Annotated in this window: 20 protein-coding genes and 2 pseudogenes; 13 read left to right on the top strand and 9 right to left on the bottom strand. The window is 64.7% G+C overall.

Going from position 1 to position 21,727, the window contains the following annotated elements; genetic code table 11:
- Window positions 1-65 precede the first annotated feature (65 nt).
- The 5 genes and pseudogenes from OH799_RS07365 to OH799_RS07345 form a co-directional block, all read left to right on the top strand.
- A pseudogene (locus OH799_RS07365) lies at window positions 66-599 on the top strand (hypothetical protein); the annotation flags it as partial.
- Window positions 600-727: 128 nt separating this feature from the next.
- Window positions 728-1,120: an AAA family ATPase gene (locus tag OH799_RS07360; protein ID WP_406281882.1), complete on the top strand. Its 393-nt coding sequence runs from the start codon at window positions 728-730 to the stop codon at window positions 1,118-1,120.
- 3 nt (window positions 1,121-1,123) lie between these two features.
- A pseudogene (locus tag OH799_RS07355) lies at window positions 1,124-1,314 on the top strand (helix-turn-helix transcriptional regulator); the annotation flags it as partial.
- A gap of 71 nt (window positions 1,315-1,385) precedes the next feature.
- Window positions 1,386-3,140: a GAF domain-containing protein gene (locus OH799_RS07350; protein WP_406276997.1), complete on the top strand. Its 1,755-nt coding sequence runs from the start codon at window positions 1,386-1,388 to the stop codon at window positions 3,138-3,140.
- A 120-nt stretch (window positions 3,141-3,260) separates the two neighbouring features.
- Window positions 3,261-4,178, top strand: a complete 918-nt coding sequence (locus OH799_RS07345; RefSeq protein WP_406276995.1) for a universal stress protein — start codon at window positions 3,261-3,263, stop codon at window positions 4,176-4,178.
- A gap of 334 nt (window positions 4,179-4,512) precedes the next feature.
- Here OH799_RS07345 and OH799_RS07340 read toward each other — a convergent pair whose 3' ends face one another.
- Window positions 4,513-5,238, bottom strand: a complete 726-nt coding sequence (locus OH799_RS07340) for a PEP/pyruvate-binding domain-containing protein (RefSeq protein ID WP_406276993.1) — start codon at window positions 5,236-5,238, stop codon at window positions 4,513-4,515.
- Window positions 5,239-5,467: 229 nt separating this feature from the next.
- Here OH799_RS07340 and OH799_RS07335 point away from each other — a divergent pair, with 229 nt between their 5' ends.
- Together OH799_RS07335 and OH799_RS07330 are read left to right on the top strand one after the other, a co-directional pair.
- Window positions 5,468-5,602, top strand: coding sequence for a hypothetical protein (locus OH799_RS07335; protein ID WP_406276991.1), 135 nt, complete (start codon window positions 5,468-5,470; stop codon window positions 5,600-5,602).
- A 7-nt stretch (window positions 5,603-5,609) separates the two neighbouring features.
- Window positions 5,610-8,429 (top strand): cation-translocating P-type ATPase, encoded by a 2,820-nt coding sequence (locus OH799_RS07330; RefSeq protein ID WP_406276989.1) that lies wholly within the window; start codon window positions 5,610-5,612, stop codon window positions 8,427-8,429.
- A gap of 303 nt (window positions 8,430-8,732) precedes the next feature.
- Here the strand turns inward: OH799_RS07330 and OH799_RS07325 are convergent, their stop codons facing one another.
- Both OH799_RS07325 and OH799_RS07320 read right to left on the bottom strand, forming a co-directional pair.
- Entirely contained in the window at window positions 8,733-9,200 is a 468-nt protein-coding gene (locus OH799_RS07325; protein ID WP_406276987.1) for a hypothetical protein, read from the bottom strand.
- Between the two features lie 102 nt (window positions 9,201-9,302).
- Entirely contained in the window at window positions 9,303-10,649 is a 1,347-nt protein-coding gene (locus tag OH799_RS07320) for a wax ester/triacylglycerol synthase family O-acyltransferase (protein WP_406276985.1), read from the bottom strand.
- A gap of 231 nt (window positions 10,650-10,880) precedes the next feature.
- On the opposite strand from OH799_RS07320, the gene OH799_RS07315 reads away from it, so the two are divergent.
- The 4 genes from OH799_RS07315 (at window position 10,881) to OH799_RS07300 (ending at window position 14,124) form a co-directional block, all read left to right on the top strand.
- Window positions 10,881-11,879, top strand: coding sequence for an Acg family FMN-binding oxidoreductase (locus OH799_RS07315; protein WP_406276983.1), 999 nt, complete (start codon window positions 10,881-10,883; stop codon window positions 11,877-11,879).
- A 273-nt stretch (window positions 11,880-12,152) separates the two neighbouring features.
- Window positions 12,153-12,608, top strand: coding sequence for a CBS domain-containing protein (locus OH799_RS07310; protein ID WP_406276981.1), 456 nt, complete (start codon window positions 12,153-12,155; stop codon window positions 12,606-12,608).
- 487 nt (window positions 12,609-13,095) lie between these two features.
- Entirely contained in the window at window positions 13,096-13,650 is a 555-nt protein-coding gene (locus OH799_RS07305) for a flavodoxin domain-containing protein (RefSeq protein WP_406276979.1), read from the top strand.
- A 42-nt stretch (window positions 13,651-13,692) separates the two neighbouring features.
- Window positions 13,693-14,124, top strand: coding sequence for a DUF2267 domain-containing protein (locus OH799_RS07300; RefSeq protein ID WP_406276977.1), 432 nt, complete (start codon window positions 13,693-13,695; stop codon window positions 14,122-14,124).
- 229 nt (window positions 14,125-14,353) lie between these two features.
- Here the strand turns inward: OH799_RS07300 and OH799_RS07295 are convergent, their stop codons facing one another.
- Window positions 14,354-15,256, bottom strand: coding sequence for a universal stress protein (locus tag OH799_RS07295; protein WP_406276975.1), 903 nt, complete (start codon window positions 15,254-15,256; stop codon window positions 14,354-14,356).
- 463 nt (window positions 15,257-15,719) lie between these two features.
- Between OH799_RS07295 and OH799_RS07290 the strand changes: the two genes are divergently transcribed.
- On the top strand, window positions 15,720-16,679 hold the full coding sequence (locus tag OH799_RS07290) for a universal stress protein (protein ID WP_406276973.1): 960 nt from the start codon (window positions 15,720-15,722) through the stop codon (window positions 16,677-16,679).
- 556 nt (window positions 16,680-17,235) lie between these two features.
- Here OH799_RS07290 and OH799_RS07285 read toward each other — a convergent pair.
- The 5 genes from OH799_RS07285 to OH799_RS07265 all read right to left on the bottom strand — a co-directional run bounded on the left by OH799_RS07285 (window position 17,236) and on the right by OH799_RS07265 (window position 20,420).
- Window positions 17,236-18,153 carry a pentapeptide repeat-containing protein gene (locus OH799_RS07285; RefSeq protein WP_406276971.1) on the bottom strand — a complete coding sequence of 306 codons (918 nt, stop codon included), beginning with the start codon at window positions 18,151-18,153 and terminating at the stop codon, window positions 17,236-17,238.
- A 205-nt stretch (window positions 18,154-18,358) separates the two neighbouring features.
- A complete protein-coding gene (locus tag OH799_RS07280) occupies window positions 18,359-18,859 on the bottom strand; it encodes a hypothetical protein (RefSeq protein ID WP_406276969.1) in 501 nt (166 codons plus the stop codon).
- 102 nt (window positions 18,860-18,961) lie between these two features.
- Window positions 18,962-19,648: a hypothetical protein gene (locus tag OH799_RS07275; protein WP_406276967.1), complete on the bottom strand. Its 687-nt coding sequence runs from the start codon at window positions 19,646-19,648 to the stop codon at window positions 18,962-18,964.
- Window positions 19,649-19,954: 306 nt separating this feature from the next.
- On the bottom strand, window positions 19,955-20,143 hold the full coding sequence (locus OH799_RS07270) for a hypothetical protein (RefSeq protein ID WP_406276965.1): 189 nt from the start codon (window positions 20,141-20,143) through the stop codon (window positions 19,955-19,957).
- Window positions 20,144-20,198: 55 nt separating this feature from the next.
- Window positions 20,199-20,420 carry a hypothetical protein gene (locus OH799_RS07265; protein WP_406276963.1) on the bottom strand — a complete coding sequence of 74 codons (222 nt, stop codon included), beginning with the start codon at window positions 20,418-20,420 and terminating at the stop codon, window positions 20,199-20,201.
- 668 nt (window positions 20,421-21,088) lie between these two features.
- Between OH799_RS07265 and OH799_RS07260 the strand changes: the two genes are divergently transcribed.
- On the top strand, window positions 21,089-21,403 hold the full coding sequence (locus tag OH799_RS07260; RefSeq protein ID WP_406276961.1) for a hypothetical protein: 315 nt from the start codon (window positions 21,089-21,091) through the stop codon (window positions 21,401-21,403).
- Window positions 21,404-21,727 lie beyond the last annotated feature (324 nt).

Raw genomic sequence — 21,727 nt, 5'->3', positions numbered from 1 at the left:
CGCTCCGAGAGCAGCCCGCGGAGGTGGTCGACCCCGCCCTGCTTGCACGGATCGAGGCGCGGGCCATGCGCTACCTCGACGGCCGGGAGCCGTTGCTGGCGCGACGGATCGCCGAGGGCCGCATCGTCGATGGGCATGGCGATCTGCTCGCCGAGGATATCTTCGACCTCCCCGACGGCTTCCGCATCCTGGACTGTCTGGACTTCGACGATCGGCTTCGCTATGTCGACTGTGTCGACGACATCGCGTTCCTCGCCATGGACCTGGAGTTCCTCGGACATCGCCACCTGAGTGAGAGTCTGCTGGCCGACTATCTCCGGGCTACCGGGGACTCAGCACCGACGTCGCTGGTCGACCACTACACGGCCTACCGCGCCCTGGTGCGCGCGAAGGTTAGCGTCATCCGTTTCGGGCAGGGCGAGGATGCCGCCCGCGGGCACAGCCGTCGCCACCTCGAGATCGCCGACCGTCGTTCGCAGCGCGCGGCGGTCCGTCTCACTCTGATCGGCGGCCTCCCAGGGACCGGTAAATCGACTGTTGCCGAACATCTTTCGGCTACGACGGGGTCGACGCTGCTGGCCAGCGACCAGGTGCGCAAGGAACTGGCCGCAGCCGAGGAGGTGAGGGGGCAGGTCGGTACCTACGGTGTCGGCCTGTACTCCCCCGCCGAGAAGACCCACGTCTATTCCGAGTTGCTCACCCGGGCCAGGCCACTGCTGGTGACCGGGTGTCGGTGGTCCTCGACGCGAGCTGGATCGACGCAGCGGAACGTCACCGTGCCACAGCATTGGCCGACGAGGTGTCCGCCGATCTTGTGCAAGTGCAGTGCTACTGCCCGCGCGAGCTGGCAAACCGCCGGATTCGACAACGACGAGACTGCTCCTCGGATGCAACAGCCGAGATCGCGGAGGCAATGTCTGCCTCGGCTGCGCCCTGGCCCGACGCGATTCCGCTGGACACCGACCGACCACTCGAAGACACGGTGGCCGATGCCTTCCGTGCCTGGCAGATCGGCGAAGAAGTGGCACAACAGCCGCTGACAAGCGACCCGACCTCGCCAGGAACCTCGGTTACCGGTTCAAAGTTGAACTCCGGCGTGCCCAACCGAATTGCTCCGTAGTGGCCGCTGGCCGGCCGCACCGACCAGGAGAGACCGCTGCTCGCCTTGCTCGGCGAAGGGCTGACCAACTGGCAAATCGCCGCCCGAATTACCTGACCGAGAAGACGGTCAGGAACTACGTGTAGCGACTGCTGACCAAGCTCGGGGTCGAACGACGTGCTCGAGCGGCGGTGCTGGCCTCGAAGCTCAACCAATCGGTAAAGACCGAGATACCACGGGTCGATTCCATCGGCTCGGCGACTTCCACGGCATCGATCGTGGAAGAATGTCAGGTATGGAACGACAGCCGTCCGGGACACACCCGAATGGCCGGACACCGGTCACCGAAACGCTGTCTCAACTGCGACTCCACGAGCTGCTGATCGAAGTTCAAGAGCGGATCGCGCTGATCGTCGACGTCCGCGACCGAATGGACCGGCTCATCGAGGCCATGCTGGTGATCACCGCCGGCCTCGACCTCGACAACACACTGCGCGCCATCGTGCACGCCGCCATCGAACTCGTCGATGCCGAGTACGGCGCACTCGGGGTCAGAGCGACCGACAAGACAAGCAATCAACTCGCCGAGTTCGTCTACGAGGGCATCGATGACCGCACTCGTGTGTTGATCGGAGACCTGCCGCGCGGCCACGGAGTGCTCGGCCTGCTCATCCAGCAACCCGAACCCATCCGACTGGCTAACCTTTCAGACCACCCATCCTCGGTCGGCTTCCCTCCACATCATCCACCTATGCACACCTTCCTCGGGGTGCCCGTACAAGTCCGCGGCGAAGTCTTCGGCAACCTCTACCTCACTGAGAAATCGGGAGGCCAAGAGTTCACCGAAGACGACGAGATCGTCGTACAAGCCCTCGCCGCAGCTGCTGGGATCGCCATCGAGAATGCCCGGCTCTACGAGCAGTCCTGCCTACGGCAGAAATGGCTCGAAGCGACCCGTGACGTCGCCACCGAACTACTGGCCGGTGGCGATCCGAGCGAAGTCCTCGATCTTGTCGCCGAGCGAGCACTCACACTCACCGAATCCGCATGCACATGCCTTGCCCTGCCCGAAGACCCCGACATCCCGCACGACGATGTGACCGAACTGATCGTGGTCGCCGCCGCAGGCAAGGGCTGCGGAGAGCTCACCGGACAGCGGATACCACTCGAACAATCCCAAACCGGTGAAGCCTTCCGAAATGGACGCATGATCGCAGTCGACAAGTTGTCCTCCTTCCGACTCTCCGGCTCGACTACCCAGCTCGGTCCAGCGCTGATTCTTCCGCTGCGGGCCGGGCAATCCGTCCTCGGTGTGCTCACCACCGTCCGACCCGCCAACACTCCAGCCCTCGACACCTCCGCGCAGTCCATGATGGCCGCATTCGCCGACCAAGCCGCACTAGCACTGCAACTGGCCCACACCCAACGCCGGATGCGGGAACTCGACGTCCTATCCGACCGCGACCGCATCGCGCGAGCCATGCACGACCACGTCATCCAGCGACTGTTCGCGGTCGGACTGTCCCTCCAGGGAACGGTGCAGCGGGCACGAGCGCCGGAAATCAAGTCCCGGCTGATGGAAACCGTTGACGACGTCCAATCGATCGTGCAGGACATTCGCCATTCCATCTTCGACCTGCAGAGTAACACGGCTTTGGATTCCTCGAATTACCGCAAACACCTACACGAGATCATCATCGACATGACCGCCGAGAGCGGACTGCGTACCATCGTGCGATTGGCCGGACCCGTCGCCGTCCTGGCACCCCCACTCTCCGACGATGTGGAGGCCGTCCTCCGAGAAGCGGTCAGCAACGTCGTCCGGCATGCCTCGGCAACCACCGTGTCGGTCGAATTGCAGGTAGGCGACGATGTCACCATAGAAGTGACCGACAACGGAATCGGTTTACCTGACGACATCACCCGACGCAGCGGCCTCGCAAACCTCGCCAAACGCGCCGAACAAGCAGGCGGCAGTCTCAGCATCAACAGACTTCCAACTGGCGGCACCGCCCTCCGCTGGACAGCGCCGCTGCCCTGACCTGCCACACCGACACCGACAGCGGCCGTTGTGCTCTGTGGTTGGTGACCAAGGACCGGTGTGCGGTACCAGGCTGAATTCCTAATCTACGGGTACGCGTTTCACCGATAGGCGAGAAGAATGACCACACAGCGCAGCAGCGATCCACACCAGCTGGCATCGGCAGCCGTGGTGGTCGGCGTCGACGGTTCCGAGGCGTCCGACCTGGCCGTCCGCTGGGCTGCCGAGACAGCTGCACAGCGCAGGCGGCGACTGCACATCGTGCACGGCCTCGACCTTGCCGTGGCGCGTGCCGTCCTGGGCGTCTACGACCTGATGGTGCCCGCCGTCATCGACACGATCCGCCGCCAGGGCGCCGATCATGTGGCGACGGCCCACAGGCTGGCATATGACATCGACCAGGGCCTCACCGTGGAAACCGAGGTCTGCGAGGACCACCCGGCGAAACTGCTGATCGAGCGATCCGCGGTGGCGAATCTGGTCGTGATCGGCGCCAGCGGTGAAGGCGGCACGATCAGCCATCTCGGCGGCACGCTGCTTGCCGTGGTAAGCCACGGCCACGGCCCGGTCGTTGTGGTGCGCGACACCGGGACGGAGTACCAGACGTGCTGTGTCGGCCGGGTGGTAGTCGGTGTCGACGGCAGTGAGATCAGCGAAGCGGCCGTCGGCGCCGCCTTCACCGAAGCCAGCGACCGCCGTGCCCAACTCGTCGCCGTCTACGCGTGGAGCGACCTCCCCTACGGCCGATTCGCCGGGCTCCCCAACACCATCCCGGATCGCGGTGTCGCCGCAGAGGCGCAGTCGACCCTCGCCGAGCAGCTCGCCGGCTGGCAGGAGAAGTACCCGGACGTCGACGTCGTGCGAAAGATCTATCTGTCCGGCCCACGCCACCACCTCATCGAGTGGTCCAGATCGGCCCAGCTCCTTGTCATCGGCAGCCGTGGCCGAGGCGGATTCCGCGGCCAGCTGCTCGGCTCAACCAGCAATGCGCTCATCCAGCGCGCCCACTGCCCGGTCATGGTGGTCCATTCACCCTGACACCTCCGGCTCGACGACCTGCCAGGACGCGTGGCGGATGGAGCGATGCCTTCAGTCGGTAATGACGCCGGTTCCGCGCCGAAGCACGAACGACACGCCGATACAGGTACAGCGGTGGGTGGTGGTGTCGGGCAGGCAGATTCGCCGTGGTGCCCATCGGCCGTCGGAGAGCGAACTCAAAGGGGCAGGCCGCGTTCAACAAGTAGAAAACCTTCCTGACACCCGGTTGTACAAGGCCAGGTACGACACAAACGCCACTTGCGATGCCACCTCCGAATATGGACTACAGGCTGTGAGTCAGGGCTATGATGTGAATTCACCCGCGCGGTCGAGTTCAGGTACCGATAGGCCCCATTTCGTGCACCGCGGCAGGTTCGGCCGTTGGGAATAGCACTGCGAGTAGCCCTACCATCTGGCGAACTGCTGGAAACGCTCCGCTTCGGAGTCCATCTCGTTTCCTTATCGCCGGCTCACCGGTGAAACTCCGCTCGGCCCGGTAAGTTTCGGCCCTCGGGCTGAACAGTGAGGTCCAACAGCGCTGCACCGCATCAAGCAACGCGGCGGGACCGGAGATATTCGTGAACGTCGCATTCATACCCGCGAACGACGCCGATGCGCTGTCCTCGCCGGTCGCCGACGACCGGACCGCGACCACTGCCTCGGCGGTGTCGGTACCGAGTCGCTGATAGGCCAGCGTGATCCGGTCCGCGAGATCGGGCGGCATGCCTGCCTTGGCCACCAGCGCACGCAGCTGCTCGCAGTGCCGCGCGAGTGCTTCGTCGTCACCGATCGCAGCCAGTGCCCGGCGATGCTCGGCGGCGAGCTCGGGAGCGACTCCACCGCGGCGCATCGCATCCAGATAGCCGTCGCGGAGAATGACGAAACCGGAAGGCACGGGCAGCCCGGCCGCTGTGAGTTCACCGAGATTGGCGCCCTTGCCACCCGCCTCGACTTCGTCCGACAGCCGGATCGCGGAAAGGTCGCGGACAACCTCTCCGGCCCGCTCCACATCCTGCGCTGCAGTGTTGATGGGTTGCTCGGCCGGCTCCGCTGTGTCCATGGGTCGACTATGGTTCGCCCGGCCACCGCGGATCCAGAGGCCAACGCCTATGGATGACGGGTACACCGTCTGTCACCGCAGGGACCAATGGCCCTGCACAGCGGCCTGGCTTTCGAACTGACGAAAGTCACCGATCGTTTCTCATTCGGCTCTGTCCGCTGCAGTTGTCCGGGCTCTAACGTCGATTCTAGAAGTCATCGCGAACGAGAACCCGCGGCGAGAGGACGACATGCACGCACTGGTTGCCCATGAATCCATATTCGGCCGCACCGGCGCGGTCGGCGGGCATACTGCGGAGAAGCATCACACCGTCGGCTGGATCCGCATGGACGCTGCCGAGCTATCCGATCCCTACCAGGTGTGATGTAGCCGTGACAGAAACCCGATCCGCGGATGACACGACGTTCGAGGCGGCAGTTGTCGATCCGACCGAGCATCTGGATCTGCTGCTGCGCGATCTCCGCAGCGCCAGATCCGGGCTGTCCACCCGAGAAGCGCAGCGTCGCCTGCTCCACCTGGGCCCGAACGCGCTGCGTCGCCGTGGCGGAGTTCGCTGGCCGAAGGAACTGGCGCAGCAGTTCACGCATCCTCTCGCGTTGTTGCTCTGGGCGGCCGCCGGGTTGGCCTGGTCGGTGGGCATCGCGCCCATCGCGATCGCGATTCTGGTCGTGATCGTGATCAACGCAATTTTCGCCTTCGTACAAGAGCGCCACGCCGAACATGCTGTCGAAGTGCTGGCGGGCTTCATTCCCCGGCGCGCGAATGTCATTCGGGACGGACAGCCGCACCCGCTCGATGCCAGCGACCTGGTGCCCGGAGACGTCCTGGTCATCGCGGAAGGCGATCGGATCTCCGCGGATGCCCGGCTGCTGGACGGTGGCATCGAGGTCGACATGTCGACCCTCAACGGGGAGTCGATGCCCGCCTTCCGGTCCGCCGACCTCATCGATACGCAAGTGCCGTTGCTTCGGGCCCGCGATGTCGTGTTCAGCGGCACCACCTGCACGGAGGGCACCGCCCGGGCAGTGGTGTTCGCCACCGGAATGCGGACCGAACTCGGCCGGATCGCCTCACTGTCGGAGCGCGTGGAGCGCGACGAGAGCCCACTGGAGGCACAGGTCCGTCGTGTCGCCTGGCTGATCGCACTGATCTCGGTCGTACTCGGCGCCGCATTCATCCCGTTGGCTACGCTCGGCGCCGGGCTGTCATTTCTCAACGCGGTGATCTTCGCGGTCGGCCTACTCGTCGGCAACGTGCCGGAAGGACTGCTACCGGTCATCACCTTGGCCCTGGCCATCGGGGTGCGCAAGATGGCCGATCAGGGCGCGGTAATCAAGCGCCTGAGCGCCGTGGAGACGCTCGGTTCCACCGATGTGATCTGCACCGACAAGACGGGCACACTGACCGAGAATCACATGCGCGTCACCGCCATCGACACTACAGCCGGTCGAATGGACCTCACCGGTGCCGGTCGGGTCCATAGCCTGAGCGAGCCGGCCTCGGCTCGACTGACTGTCGCCATGACAGCGTGCAATAACGCCCAGATCTATCGCGACGGCGCGGCCACCGGCGACCCGACCGAAGTCGCTGTCCTGGCGGCGGCGATCGCCCTCGGCGCAACCCTGGACACCGCGGATCGACAGCGGTCGCGGCGCAAGCAATTTTCCTTCGATCCGGTACGTAAACGCATGTCGACCGTCGATGAGAGCGGCGGGCTGCTGTGGGTGCATACCAAGGGTGCGCCGGAATCCGTGTTGCCGCTGTGCGTGGCCGAAATGGGCGCCGACGGTACCGACCGCCCGCTGACACCGACACGACGAAGCGAAGTATCCGAACTGGTGGATGCGCAGGCGGCCAATGGTTTACGTGTGCTGGCCACAGCGGACCGTCGCCTCGCGCCGAACCAGGCAATGCCGGAATCCGGCGCGGCCGCCGAACAGGGCCTGACCCTGCTCGGTTTGGTGGCGATGGTAGATCCACCGCGGACCGAGGTGCCCGACGCCGTCGCGCAATGTCATGCCGCGGGCATCCAGATCATCGTCATCACCGGCGACCACGGCCTGACCGCCGCAGCCATCGCACGCCAGGTCGGAATCGTCCGCGGCGAGCCCATTATCGTCACCGGAGACGAACTCGACCGGATGAGCGAGCCAGAACTGGATGAATTGCTGTGCAGGACAGGCGAATTGATTTTCGCGCGCTCGTCACCCGAGGCGAAGCTGCGGATCGCCGACGCACTGCGCGGGGCGGGGCATGTGGTCGCGATGACCGGGGACGGCGCAAACGACGCCCCTGCGCTGCGCCGTGCGGATATCGGGATCGCGATGGGCCGATCGGGCACCGATGTCGCACAGGAAGCCGCCACGATGGTGCTCACCGATGACAACTTCGCGAGCATCGCCGCCGCCGTCAATGCTGGACGGCGTGTCTACGACAACATTCGTAAGTTCATTTTCTATATCTTCGCGCACGCCACTCCCGAGGTCGCGCCGCTGCTGGTGTTCGCACTCTCCGGCGGCGTCGTGCCGCTTCCGCTGACCGTCATGCAGTTGCTCGCGATCGATGTCGGTACCGAGACACTGCCCGCACTCGCGCTCGGCCGCGAACCGGCCGAGCCAGGTCTGATGCGACGGCCGCCCCGCAAACGGAACGAATCGGTGATCCAACCTGCGATGCTGTTGCGGGCCTGGCTGTTTCTCGGAGTCATTTGCGCGGCACTCGCCATGACCGGCTTCTTCGCCGTGCTCTTGGCCGCCGGGTGGCACCCCGGCGATCCCATCGGGCCGGGCACGCCGTTGCATCACGCCTACTTGCAGGCGACCACCATGACATTCGTCGGTATCGTCGCCGGCCAGGTCGGCACCGCATTCGCCGCCCGCACCGAACGCGTCGCACTGCGCACGGTAGGTGTGTTCTCGAATCCGTTGCTGCTGTGGGGCATCGCGTTCGAGATCGTCTTGACAGCGGTGATCGTCTATTTTCCGCCGATCCAGGATCTGCTCGGCACCGCGGCCCTCGAACCATGGATGCTGGCCGTCGTGGCACCATTCCCCCTCATCGTCTGGGGCGCAGACGAACTGCGGCGACTGCTCGTGCGGCGGCTTCCAGCCACCGAGGCAGCAGTGCCTCAGCCTGTGCCCATTCGACATCCGGCAGCCGTCGCCGACGGCACTGTCGACCACACAGATTGAGGATTCAAACGGCCAGTATCACCTGACCATCACCGAAACAGATCCCTGACCGTCCTCGAACGGCAGCACCATGTAATACGCGCGGACGACCTGGGCACCAGCATCTCAGAAGGAAACGCGCGAGGAATGAACAACAGTAGGACCCGATATCGCGGGAAAGCGAGCTGGTCACACAACCGACGCCGCAAGTGAAGGCGAACACCTCGGCGAAGCCGACAGGATCGTCGCGGGGGTGCCCGATACACAACACTGCATCGTTGTCGATTGACAGCGGTCCAACCGCACCTCTCAGGGCCGACGCGGCTACGACAAGCGTTCGGCCACCTCGACATGATGCGTCGGCACACCAGCATCACGGACCAGTTGGTCGAGCACCACACCTGTCGGGCTGCCCGGCGGAAACAGGGCCGGCGAAGCACCGCCGAGCAGGATGATGGTGCGGGCGATGTTGATCCCACAGCCGGGCTCGAATCGCGGCGACTCGCAGCGCATCTTGTCGATCGGCACCACGTGGTCGGTGCGCGCCGCCATGTCGATTGCCGGGTTCATCGTGAGTGTGATCGAAGTCGACAGCCACCTCCTCGGGTAGGTACCCGGTCTCGTGTCGCCGAGGTCGTCGATCTCGTGGGCGACGACCACAAACCAATAGCCCTGCATTGATGCGGCGAGCCCGGCGCCGAGCGGGCCATCCTCGATTGCCAGGTGAAACAGTGAGTATGGGTTGCCACACAGAGCACGTACGCCTCGACCGCCAGCAGTGATGTAAGCCAAGTGCGACGACGTGGCCGACCCGGTTGCCGCGACATCAGCGGCATCCTGAACAGTCCAGCGTCGAGAAACCCACTGCCAGTCACTTGACAGGCGGCCGGTGGTTCATGACCGCCACCCCACCGCACGGGCGCGGTCCAGAAGCCGGTCGATGGCCTGCTCGATCTCCTCGGCAAGCATGGCGATATCGGGTGTGGTGTCGAAATCTCCGGTGATTCCGAATGTCAGCTGGTCGCTGTAGCTCAGTATGGCGATGCCGGTGCGCAGCCGCATCGCGATCGGAACGTAGGCCAGGATTTCCAGCACTTCCCGGCCGTACAGATACAACTGGCGGCGAGGCCCGGGGACGTTGGTCGCCAAGGCGGAGATGCCGTGCTGCGGAAATCGGGAAACAAGCCGGAAAGTCCAGGCGATCGGGGCGAAGGGCAGCCGATCGGCCAGCGCGAGTATCGTGCTTGCCGCCGACGCCTCGCCGCCGGTCTTGTGTTTCGACATCCGCTCATGAACCACGTTCAGCTGCCCGACGGGGTCGTCGATATCGATCGGGAGCAGCGGCAACATGAGCGAAATCCGGTTGTCCAAGAGGTATTTCGCGTGCGAGGCGCGGACCGATACGGGTGCCAGGATCCGCACCTTGTCCGCAGTGGGTTCTTCGCCGCGCCGCAACAGGATCGACCGGAAGGCTGATGTCACGGCGGCCAAGGCCACATCGTTGACGGTCGCGCCGAATACCGCGCCGATCTCCCGGACCGTGGACAGCGATGTTCGTGCCACGGCGTACCGACGTTGCCGTCCGATGGGGCCGTTCAAGGACGACACGGGGGCGGGCCGCACAGTGGACAGTGCCAGCGGAACAACGGCGCGCACAGTGTGGGCCACCATCCGTGGCATGTCCACCGGAAGCCGCAGCGTATTCACCACCAGGGCACGCCAGTCGAACCTACTGTCAGCCGAGGCCGCATATTGCGCCTCGGTCTTCTCAGAGACTGGATCGCACAGGCGTTCGAACAAGGAAATTCCCGAGACCCCATCAACCATGCTGTGGTGGGCCTTCACGATCATCGCCCAGCAATCGCCCGCAACGTGCTCGACGACCACGCATTGCCACAGTGGGTGGTCGCGGTCGAGTCGTTCCTCCATCACCTCCGCGATCAGCTCACACAATGCCGTCTGGTCGCCGGGTTCGGGCAATGCCATCCACCGGAGATGATGCGCCAGATCGAAGTTCGGGTCATCCACCCAGACGGGTGCGCTGAGGTCCCACGGGGTGGTGCGTACTTTCTGCCGGAGCCTGGCATCCACCGCCAGCCGTTTCGCCAACCCCGTCGCGAACTCCGCGCGCGGGGGCGGTGGCCCGGCCACGATCGCCACCGCTCCGATCCCGACACTCACATGCCGATCGGTGTCCTCCAACTCCATGAAGCCTGAGTCCAATGGGTTCAGTTCGGTCATCGCGGATCTTCCATATCGACGTCGTGGACGCCGGTGCCTGGTCGGCCACGGCCGCTGCCTCCCCATTCTCGATCGGCCATGGGCGCGGCGACAGGTGCGAAGGCACCCGGTCCGCAGGACGTTGGGCCTGTCGTTTCCCGTACGCGGTCGTGGGAACAGGGCCGGAGGTCCCGTCAGAATGTGCGCAATGACTGTTTCGGAGCTGCCACCACGCCTACGACAATGACTGATATGACCGCCAGAGACACCTCCGTCGTCACCGAGGTGCCGGACCATCCGACGATGCTGGCAGCGATGCGACTCGCCTGCCGCGCGCCGTCGGTGCACAACACCCAGCCGTGGCGCTGGGTGTTCGACGGCGCCCGACTGCACCTCTACAGCGATACCGACCGGCAATTGTCGATGGATCCACACGGGCGCCAGCTCATGATCAGCTGTGGTGCCGTGTTGCATCATGTGCGAACCGCCTTCGCCGCCTATAACTGGCATACCGACACCGTGCGCGTGCCTGATCTCGGGCAACCGCGGCACTTGGCGGCCATCGAGTTCCGCCCGTGGCCCGACCCGCCTGCGGGGGTGCGCGCTCGCGCGGGCGCGATCGATCATCGCTATACCGACCGGCTTCCGATGCTCGAACCCGACGGCTGGGACGATCTTGCGCCTGCATTGCGAACACTGGTTTCGCCGCACGACATCGAACTCGACGTCCTCGACGACAGCGTCAGGTCCCGGCTGGTGACCGCCTCGGAGCAGTCCACGGCCCTGCGCCGCTACGACATGCTGTATCAGTCCGAATTGCATTGGTGGGCAGGACATACCGAAATGCCGGAGGGAATTCCTCCGTCGGCGCTGGTCTCCGACGCCGAATTCGCCCGCGTCGGCGTCGGACGTACGTTCCCGTCGGTGCCGCACTCGATGCGGCGCGACCATATCCAGGACCGCGCCCGTATCGTGCTGTTGAGTTCGAACGGTGATTCCCCTCAGCAGTGGCTGCATACGGGAGAGGCGTTGTCGGCTGTCCTGCTCGAATGCACCGTCGCGGGCTTGTCCGCCTGTGCGCTCACCCACATCACCGAGGTGCCCTCGGGCCGCAAGCTGCTGGCGAACTTGGTCCCGCGTGTCGGACTCCCGCAGGTGCTTGTGCGCATCGGTACGACGCCGGACGCCCACGAACCTACCCCGACCCCACGCAGGCCGCTGGTCGATGTGTTCACCGAACACCGGGAGTAGGCCGCTGCCCTGCCGACAATGCGGTGCGCGCGATCATTCGCGCGGCGCGGCGTTTGCGGGTGCCAAGGTGAACGAGCCACCCCTTTCAGGGCGAAGTGCAGCTGATATTGGAAACAGGGTCGAATGTGATCGTCGGGACGACGTCCGCCGCCGGACCCCGCCCTACACGGGGAATCTCGCGAGTACTGTGACTTTGTCCCTTGTCGTCGCCGCGAACGATCATCCAATGATGGTCGAGTGGCAACCTGCCTTCTCGACAGAGGGAGACTCACCATGACCACTGCGGAGATCATCATGCGCCCAGATGTCGAACGCATCGGCGTGCGTGACACCATGGACTTCGCCGCCCAGCGCATGCGCCAGCTCGGTGTCGGCGCACTTCCCATCTGCGACGGCGAGGGACATCCAGTCGGCATCGTGACCGACCGCGATATCGCCGTCAAGGTTGTCGGCGTCGGGCTGAATCCCAAAACGACTACTGCGGGTGAACTCACCCAGGGTGCCGAGCAACTGCATACCGTCGATGTCAAAGCCGACATCGGCGACATTCTGGCACTCATGACAGCGTTCCAGGTCCGGCGACTCCCCGTAACCGCTCAGGGGCTGCTCGTCGGCATCATCACCGAGGCCGACCTTGCGCGTCACCTGCCCGAGCAGCAAGTCGGTGCGTTCGTGGAAGCCGTTTGCGCCTCCCATCTTCCGACGGCCACCGGCGGCTCCGCGTCCTGATCGACCAAGTCCAACTCGTCGGAGTCCGGCACAAAACCGAACTACGGCACAGCCACACCAGTGGATGGCGCGCAGGCACCGGGCGACCAGTAGCTCGGCCCTAGATCGGGCACAGCCTGCCATGCGGCGGCGATGAGAAAGTCGACGCAGGAACGATCGTGGCCAGTCTCGGGTAGTCGACCTCGCCGATGCGCACTGGTTGCCTGGGTGACCGGTTCGCCGCAGGTCAAAAAGTACGTTCTGCGCCGCCAACGCCACTGCCTGTAACTGCTACCGCCGATACCCCTGTACTCGGCGGTATCGCCCCGTGGCGATTGGTTGGCTGACCGCGGCCGGCGCCATTCCGATATTGCTGGGCGCCGACACCGGGCACAAGGTGTGGTGTGCACGTCAAGGTCGGCGCGCCGACCCGATCAGGCCATTGGTCCCTACTCCACGGGCACGACGGCTCTGACCAGCACAGGCGGTTCTGCGCGAGGCTGAGGGCATGGAATCGAAAACGCCTCGCATCGTTGTCCTCTACGCGACCGCACAGGGATCCACGCGCGACGTCGCGGAGTTCATCGCCGCCTGCCTCGCCGAACGGAGCGCGGACGTTGAACTGAGCGACGTCGAGCATGCGCCCGATCTGTCTCGCTTCGGCGCGGTCGTGCTGGGCAGCGCGGTGCACGATATGGCCTTCCTGCCCGCTGCCGCGGCCTACATCCGGGCGCACCGTGACGAGCTGGCCCGGCGAGACGTCTGGATTTTCAGTGTCGGGCTCGGCCCGTCCCTACACGGGCCGATCGGGCGACGTATCGGACGGATCGTGCCGAAAAAGATCGCCACTCTATGCGAGTTGGTCCACCCATGGGAGTACCGGGCGTTCGCCGGACATTACGAGAGAGCCGGCATCTCGCTTAAAGCGCGGGGGCTGTATCGACTGATCGGCGGCGGGCGTTACGGCGACATGCGCGACTGGGCCGCGATCCGCACCTGGTCGGCGAGTATCGCGCAAGGGCTCGGCCTGCGGCAGGCACAGTCGACCACGGTCAATTCCTAGCGGGGCGAAATCGTGTCCCATCATGACGATCCACTCGCGCCCATGGTGCACACCGCACGCGTATGGCTGCGCACCATCGGCGACCAGCTGGGCACCGACGACCAGGCCTTCGTATATAGGGCGGTCCGTGCTTGGTTGCACACGGTCCGCGACCAGGTCGAGGTCGCCACCGCGGCCCACTTGGCCGCACAGCTTCCCGAATTGCTGCGCGGGGCATTCTACGAAGGCTGGGTGCCCGCGCGCGTGCCCGCCCAGCACAACCTCCCCTCGTTCGTCAGCCGGTTCGCCGACGAGACGGGCGTATCGCTGGACGAGGCGGTCGCGCTGATCGGCGCCGTGACCAAAGCGCTCTCCCGCCTGTTCTCTCCAGGGCAGCTGGACGGTGTTTTCGCGGTATTGCCTGCGCGGCTGTGTGAATTGCTGTCCGGCGTCGAACTGGACGGCACACTCGGAGGCGCTGCAGCGGATCGCTGAACCAGACCGAGCATGGACCCGACATCGCGATGCAGGGCCCGTCGACCGGCGACGGCCCATCAACTCGACCGCCGACGCCTACAACACGTCATCGATCGGGCCGATTGGATCTCCTACCGCAAAAGACCAACCCTCGGCGCTCGATTCGGATAATCCAGCACGGTGGAGAAGGTCCGCACGAAATGACGGCTGTCGACATCCATCATCACCCGGTGTGCTTGCGCACTGCTCACTGTGAGCGGACGACGATCATCGGGACCTCCACCGAATGCAGCAAGGCATTGCTGGTGGAGCCGAGCAGCATGCTCGCGAAGCCGCCACGTCCGTGGCTGCCGACGATGACGAGCTGAGAGTTCGCCGATTCATCGAGGAGTGAGCGAACCGGTCGGTCGGCCGCCACGATTCGGCGGATCGGAACATCCGGGTAGCGTTCACTCCAGCCCGCGAGGTTCTCGGAGAGGACTGCTTCGGCGGACTGCTGCGCGGCATCCCAGCCCACGACCGGCAGATCAAGACCACTGGTGTCGCTCCAGACGTGCAGAGCGACCAACCCGACCTTGCGACGGGAGGCTTCCTCGAACGCGACCTCGACAGCGGGGACGCTGTTGGGAGTTCCATCAACACCCACAAGGACCGGTTGTGTGGCCGACACCGCATCGATCGCCGAGATGCCATGGATTACCGCGACCTGACAGTGCGCATGATGGGTGGTCGCCGTGCTGACCGAGCCGAGCAGCCCACGCTGGAACGCACCCATGCCACGGCTGCCGGCCACCAGCATCTGCACCTGTCTCGATCGTTCGATCAGTGTCGGAATGACCAGCTCGAACGTCACTTCGGTGGTTACCTCCAGGTCTTCGCCCTGCGCCGCCGTGCGCGCCACACGAGTGGCTTCGGTGAGAATCCGTTCCCCGTCCCTGCACATCCACTCGACGTCCGCCTCCCCCAGCAGCATCCCTGGCCCGAAACCGGTCTGCACCGCCATCGAGGTGAGAATGTGCAGTGAGCGACCGTGCAGCGCCGCCTCTACCGCGGCCCAAGCGGCCGCCTGGTAGGAGCTGGCCGAGCCATCAACGGCAACGAGTATCAGGGAATCGAGTTGCGCTGAATGCGAAGCACTTTCACCTACCACCGCCTCCTCCTTCGACACGAGGCGTACGACTCCGGAATCGGGCCTGTCTCGGTTTCGGACATCGCCGGACAACCTGCTCCCGATCAGCGTGGGATGCCCATCGAGCATCTCGCCTCGGGCATTGTTCGGGCAGAGCAAAAGGTCATCCGCTGATGGGGCCGAGCGGCCTCACGACGCGATCCTGCCGACAGCACACGCCCACGGTCGGCAGCGTCGCACACAGATGCACCTCGCCGATCTACTCGGTCAGCCCAGACGAATCGAGCTCGTCGCACAGACCCCGCACTCGACTAGCACCATCGCCGATACGGTGTCGCTTCGCCGCCACCTCGAGATCGCCGACCATCGTTCGAAGCGCGCCGCGGCCTGCCACCGGCAAGCCGTGATGACATACGGACTTTCGGCCCACAGGGTCGGGACCAACGCCAGCAGTCACCTCGATATGCGGATTCCTACTGTATAGGTGGCAGTCGATTCCTCGATTCCGAAGGGACAACAACACGTGGATGTGCAGCGCGAGAACCCGCATCTACAGACGTCGGCCCAGGTGGTCGTCGGGGTCGACGGCTCCGAGGGCGGCGATCTCGCCGTCCGCTGGGCCGCCGAGGTAGCCGCGCAGCGCAGCCGTGCACTGCGTATCGTGCACGGACTCGACATCGCCGCATTCCAATCAGTACTCGGCAGCAGCTATGACGTCATGGACGCCTCAGCCATCCAAGTCGCCCACTCCCGTGGCACGGAAATCACCGACGACGCACGCAGGCTGGCCCAAAAGGTCAGCCCGGACCTCGACATAGCCACCGAAGTCTCCGACGCCTCACCCGCCCGCGTGCTGATCCATCACTCGAAGACCGCCCATTTCGTCGTGCTCGGCGCCACCGGCACTGTGGGGACCTTCGCCCACCTCGGTTCCACGCTGCTGGCGGTCACCAGTCACGGGCACGGCTCGATCGTGGTGGTCCGCGATACCGGCACCGCGCAGCACATCCGCCACGACGGACCGGTTGTGGTCGGCATCGACGGCAGCCCGGTCAGCGAGGTCGCCATAGCCGCAGCATTCGCCGAGGCAGCCGATCGCGGGACCGAACTGGTCGCGCTGCATTCGTGGAGCGATAGAGACTTCGGCGAATTCGCCGGCAAACCCGCCCCAGGGGTCGACGCAACGGAGTTGGAGACTGCCGAGTACGCCATCCTCGCGGAACGCCTGGCCGGTTGGCAGGAGAAGTATCCCGACGTCCACCTCGCCCGCAAGGTGTATCTAGCCGGGCCGACCGGGCTGCTGATGCAGTGGTCGCACTCCGCCCAGCTGATCGTCGTCGGCAGCCGCGGCCGCGGCGGTTTCACCGGCCTGCTACTCGGCTCCACCAGCAGTTTCCTGGTCCAGCACGCCCACAGCCCGGTTCTGGTCGCACACCCGGCATAGGCGTCCGGAACGCGCCACGGTCCGCTCGCTTCGCGAACCGTTGAATGCGGCAAGCATGAGCAACTCCACCAGCGATGCCAGCGCGGTCGCCCGAATCCATCGGATCGCGCCGCTCAGCCAACGCCGCAAAAAGAACCACTGGGCGACACCCAGCGACAGCAGGACAGAGGCGATTCCCCGCCGTGACCGGCATGAGCAGCAGCGGCGACCAGTCACCTATCTTCCATCCGGCCAGCACCGGGAGCACGCCGACAGGCCAGACCGACAGCGCACCGACCGCAGTAGCCACAATCAAACCGCAGGGTTTCCCGCCACTCCTCGATCGGAACACCGTAGCGCCGCCGCGCGGGCGCCTCGTGCGGCGTTGCGCAGCTGCGCCCGGGCCACCACGGGAGCCACGAAACCCGGGTGATCGCCACACGAACGTGGATCCGATTCTCGACTCTATCGGCGACCGACAACGTTGTTTCACTTAAAATTAGAGGGATCCGCGCCAAGCTCCACCGGCGAGCGTTCATCGCTCGGTGAGCCGATTTAACTCGGGATTCCGTGGGATTTACTTCCTGTCGATGCTGGGGCGACTTTTGGGCGGGGTGTATCCGCCCGGCCAGCGTGTCAAGTGGTCGTAATAGATGTCGGTGAGGTTCGCGTTGAGAGACCCTGTTCCGGTGATCGTGTCGGTCAGATGTGCGTCGGTGAGGTCCGCGCCGACAAGGTTTGCCCCGGTGAGGTCCGCCCCGAGGAAGTGGGCACCGGTGAGGTTCGCGCGGGCAAGGGTTGCGTCGGTGAAGTCCGCCTGACCGAAGTAGGCGAAGGCGAGGCTCGCATCGTTGAGGTTGGCGCCGGTGAGTTTCGCCCCGTAGAAATCCGCGCCACCCATGAGGCCGCCGTATTCGTGTACTACCCCATTCAGCTCCGCCCCGGTGAGGTTCGCGCCGGTGAGGTTCGCGTTCTCGAACTGGGCGCCGGTGAGTTTCGCGTCGGAGAGCCACGCGCCGGTGAGGTTCGCCTCAGTGAAGTCCGCGCCGGTGAGGTCCACACCGTCGAGTTGCACGCCGGATAAACAGGTCTGACGAAGATCGAACGTCCGGCGACGATCGGATTCGTCCTCTGTTCTGTCGTCGCGGCTGACATCACGGCGGTCGACCACGGTCAGCACGGCTTGCACATCGATCGGCACCGGCGTGGAGCGAGTCGGTTTCTCGCAGACGGATGCGATGGTGTGGGTGCGCAGGAACGCCGCCAGCACAGCGAACACCGTCGAATGATCGGTGGGTGAGTCTTTCGCGAGCCGTTCCAGCAGGTAGATACCCGCGAGGCGAATGTCGATCTTGTCGGAGGTCAGCTGGTCGACCGCCTTCTGGAAACGGTCGGTGACCGCCACCTGCTGAGACAGGTTGTACTGGTTGTCGGTGGCCCGCAACGATTGACTGGTGAACCACAGCGCGGCGATGGCGGCGACTGTGGTGGTCATCGCGGCAAGCTTCGTCCAGCCCGACCACTCGACAAACCGGTGCAGCATCCGCCCGACCCGCGGCGGCGAAGGCGATGTAGGTGGCCTCAGTGACCGGCCACTGCCCGCGACCGGACCGCGTCGTCGTGGCGCCCGCGTGCCCCCCGTGCTCATTGTATCTCCCTCGAAAGCGGCAGTCCTGCAACGATAGCCGGATCCTTTCCGGTCACGGGCGTAGATCAACACGGTCCTGCTGACCCGAAAAGCCCGAAATATGGCCACCTGCCGGGCCTACGACCGCGCCTGAGTTCGACAATCTCTTGCTCGCCCCGGGATCAAAGCACTCGATGCCGCGCGCCTCAGCGGCGACGGGCATGCCATCCAGGCGAAACAGGACGAACTCCGCGACCTTGTCGACGGACAGATCGCGCCGACCTGGAGCTTGATGTGGAGGGCTATCGCCTTGTTGCGGGCGGTACCCGAGGCGCCGCGCGCGACTGCACGGTTCAACAGCGACTGCGCCGCATTCACCCATTCCGACTATCAGGACAAGCCTGACGCTGTACCGCAACCCATGCGAGACAAGGCAGTCGGCGCGGCGCGACGACTCAGCCGCCTCGAGCGCGCTGTTGCCGACTTGGAAACCGACATGGCATTCGATGACCCGTTCGTCCTCGCCGACCGCCGCAGCAGCGGCGAAGCGTTCGCCGGCACCGTCGTAGCTCAAGATTTTCGCGGTCGATCCCGCGCCGCCCGATTCACGGCCGCCTGGGAAGGCCGGCTTCGATCTCGCGAACGGCGTTGTCATGGTGCACCATTGCGGGATCCATCACCCAGATCTCGCCCTTGTACTGGCGAAATCCGAGTGATTCCCACGTTCTTCGCACGCGGCGGAGTTCCTCGTCGAAGCGGGGATGTTGGTCAATGTCGCTGGGACGTTCGCATTCTCGTACAGGTCGATCGTGAAGGGGATCGTCGCCACGACAGCGGTATCGACCGTGGTGAACATCCGCAGTATCCGGCTGATCAGCAGCCGGCCTACGCCGCCGAGGCGCCGCCACGCGGGCGCCATTCCCACACGGTCGATCAGGATGGCTCGGCTGCCTGCACCTTCGATCATGTCAAGGAGGTCCGGATGCAGCTCGTTGCCGCTGAGTATGCGTGCGAGCGAGCCGTAGTCGGCCGATATGCCGTCCAGCTCCCTCGGAATCGAGCTGGACGCCAGGTACGGGTCGACCACCACGCCGTGCATGGCCAGGACTTTCCAGTGCGCGAAGTCTTCGTCCTGATCTCGCAGTGACAGTGCGTATCCCTTGGTGACCGCGGCCTCCCACCGAGGAGGTTGGTCGAGTTCCGGGTAGTCCTCGTCGTCATAGTCCTCGGCGCTCACGTGGTACCAGGCCGAGCCCGACCACGAGAGGATCCCTGGATCCGGTTCGGCGTCAGCGACAATCGATCCGCTCAGATGGATGTCGACGGTGAAAAACTGCCATTCGATGGTGGTGCTCAGATCCATAGCTGCATCCTGCTCGCGGGCGTGGCCCGGCGGACTCATTTCGAGGAGATCGAGGCGTCAGATCGCGAGGTTTGATCTGGCGATGTCGCTCGCCCAGATTCGACCACGTGGTGGAGGACAGTCGGAACCCGTACTGGTATTGCAGATTTCGGCTGCGCCGCCGCGAGTCTCAGCGCGTCTTCAAGACCGCCGACCGGGACGGACCGCTGAACCTGGCCGCTAGCGCAGCCCCAAGAATCCACGCCTGCAGATCCAACGGGCCCCGACAATGTGTGAGGGCGGCACTGTGTGTGGCTCCACTATTGCCTAGTCCATCCAGTCGTCAACCAGTGTTGCTATTTCGAGGGTGTCGAGCAGTGTGAACCCCATCTGCTGGGAGGGGATGTGCATCTCTTCTGCGAATCCGAACTCGACGTTCGCGTGCACCTTGTGCAAACGAGAAATGGGCCCACGCAGAGGACGTTTGGCGGTGGCCAGGACCGCACCGTCGGTCATCTCGCAGATCATCGGGGTAACCGCGACTAGCTCGGCGACGGTGTCCACGGTGAAGTCAGCGCCGCAGGACCAGCAGAACGAAGTCAGCGTGGTCGGCTGTCTCGGCGTCGATCGCTCCGCGCCCGGGTATCTCGTCGATGCGCGTGAGGCCCGCATCGTAGGCATCGAGCGCCACTCGGTGCGCCACCGAGAGTTCGCTATCGGGGATTTGTCTGTTGGCGTGTTCGGCTCGAGCCAGGTGTTCGGCGATCGCCGTGTCGATGGTGTCTCCGTTCACAGACAGTAGCCCGCTGCCGTAACTAGGTCGTGGTCACCAGGACATAGCCGTCTATGTCGCCGCGGTCGGTTCCGATCGTCCGTAAGAAGGCGAAACCTCGTCCGTAGCGGGCATCTCGAGCCCCTGGTGGGTGTAGTGGATGAGAGTGCCGAGATCCTGTGCCAGATCGCGCGCTTTTCGCAGCGCTTCGTCGTAGGTCTGCGGAGGGCTCGGGTCTGGACGATTTATGACCGCCAGCCTATCGAGCCAGATATTTCCGGCTGAATTAAAATTCGGCACTACAGGATGTCCTGACCTGCAGGGCATCTCGGCGCCATCGTGCGGACTCTGTTCTGGTGTCCAAGAAACGACTAATCGCGATTCCGAGTATTCCCGCTGCCGCCGCCAAGATCGCTGGCGTCACCGTGCCCCCGATGTCCGTATCTTGGACCGGGTGTGGGCCTACCTATGAACAGCCTTGTCGCACACGAGAAGTGCGCACCATTCGGCATGGGTGGTGCTCACTCGTCCCAAGGTATAGCCAGTGCGCGAGGACGGCCACGTACGAATCCATTGGTCCGCACGATCAACGGCCAGACCGTCGAAATTCGCGGTGCCATGATCAACGGTGTCTTCAAGATCGGCGCCGCGTACATTCCGTGACGTAGCGCGAGAACCGAGGAGAGGCGATGAGTAGTACACCGATTGAGCCGCCGGCCCTGACCGAGTTCGAAACCGGAGTCGTCACTAAACTGCTGTCCTCCGGCAAGGCCGGTGCTGGCGACTACCTGGCGCAGATTCCGTTTACGCAGGTCAACGCCACTTGGGGTGTCGGTTCGCCCAGCGTCGATGTGGTGGTGCCTTCTGGCGTGGAGACCGCATCCGGTTCGACGGACGGAATCTTCGCCAATGGAGCCGTCACCGACCGCAACGGAGCACCGATCGGCGAGGTCATTCTATGGGTCGAGCACGGCAGGCTCAGTGGAATCGAGTACGCCTGGTAAACGGACGTGCGTCCACAGACGCTGCGCGAGCCCGCACAGATCGAGGTCTTGTAGTCCATCTAGATGTGACGCACCTCGAGGCAGGATTCGCTGACGGAGTGTTGGTGCCCCGTCGTCGGGCCACCACGTTGCCACTCGTGGGACCACCGACAGCTGGCCCGAGTGAAACGGGTTATCGCATTGCCGGTTGGGGGACGCCGCCTCACCAAACGGCCGAAAGGCGGCCACTTAACACTGGTGCCAGGGCTGGATCCCGGCCAGGATCTGGTCCAGGTGCCCGGGGGGACGCTCTCCCAGTTCACGTCTGCCCTCCACTCGACGATC

The organism is Nocardia sp. NBC_00881 (assembly GCF_045207455.1).
GTDB lineage: Bacteria > Actinomycetota > Actinomycetes > Mycobacteriales > Mycobacteriaceae > Nocardia.
The sequence above is the reverse complement of the archived record's forward strand: the minus strand, read 5'-3'. Positions and strand labels throughout refer to the sequence as shown.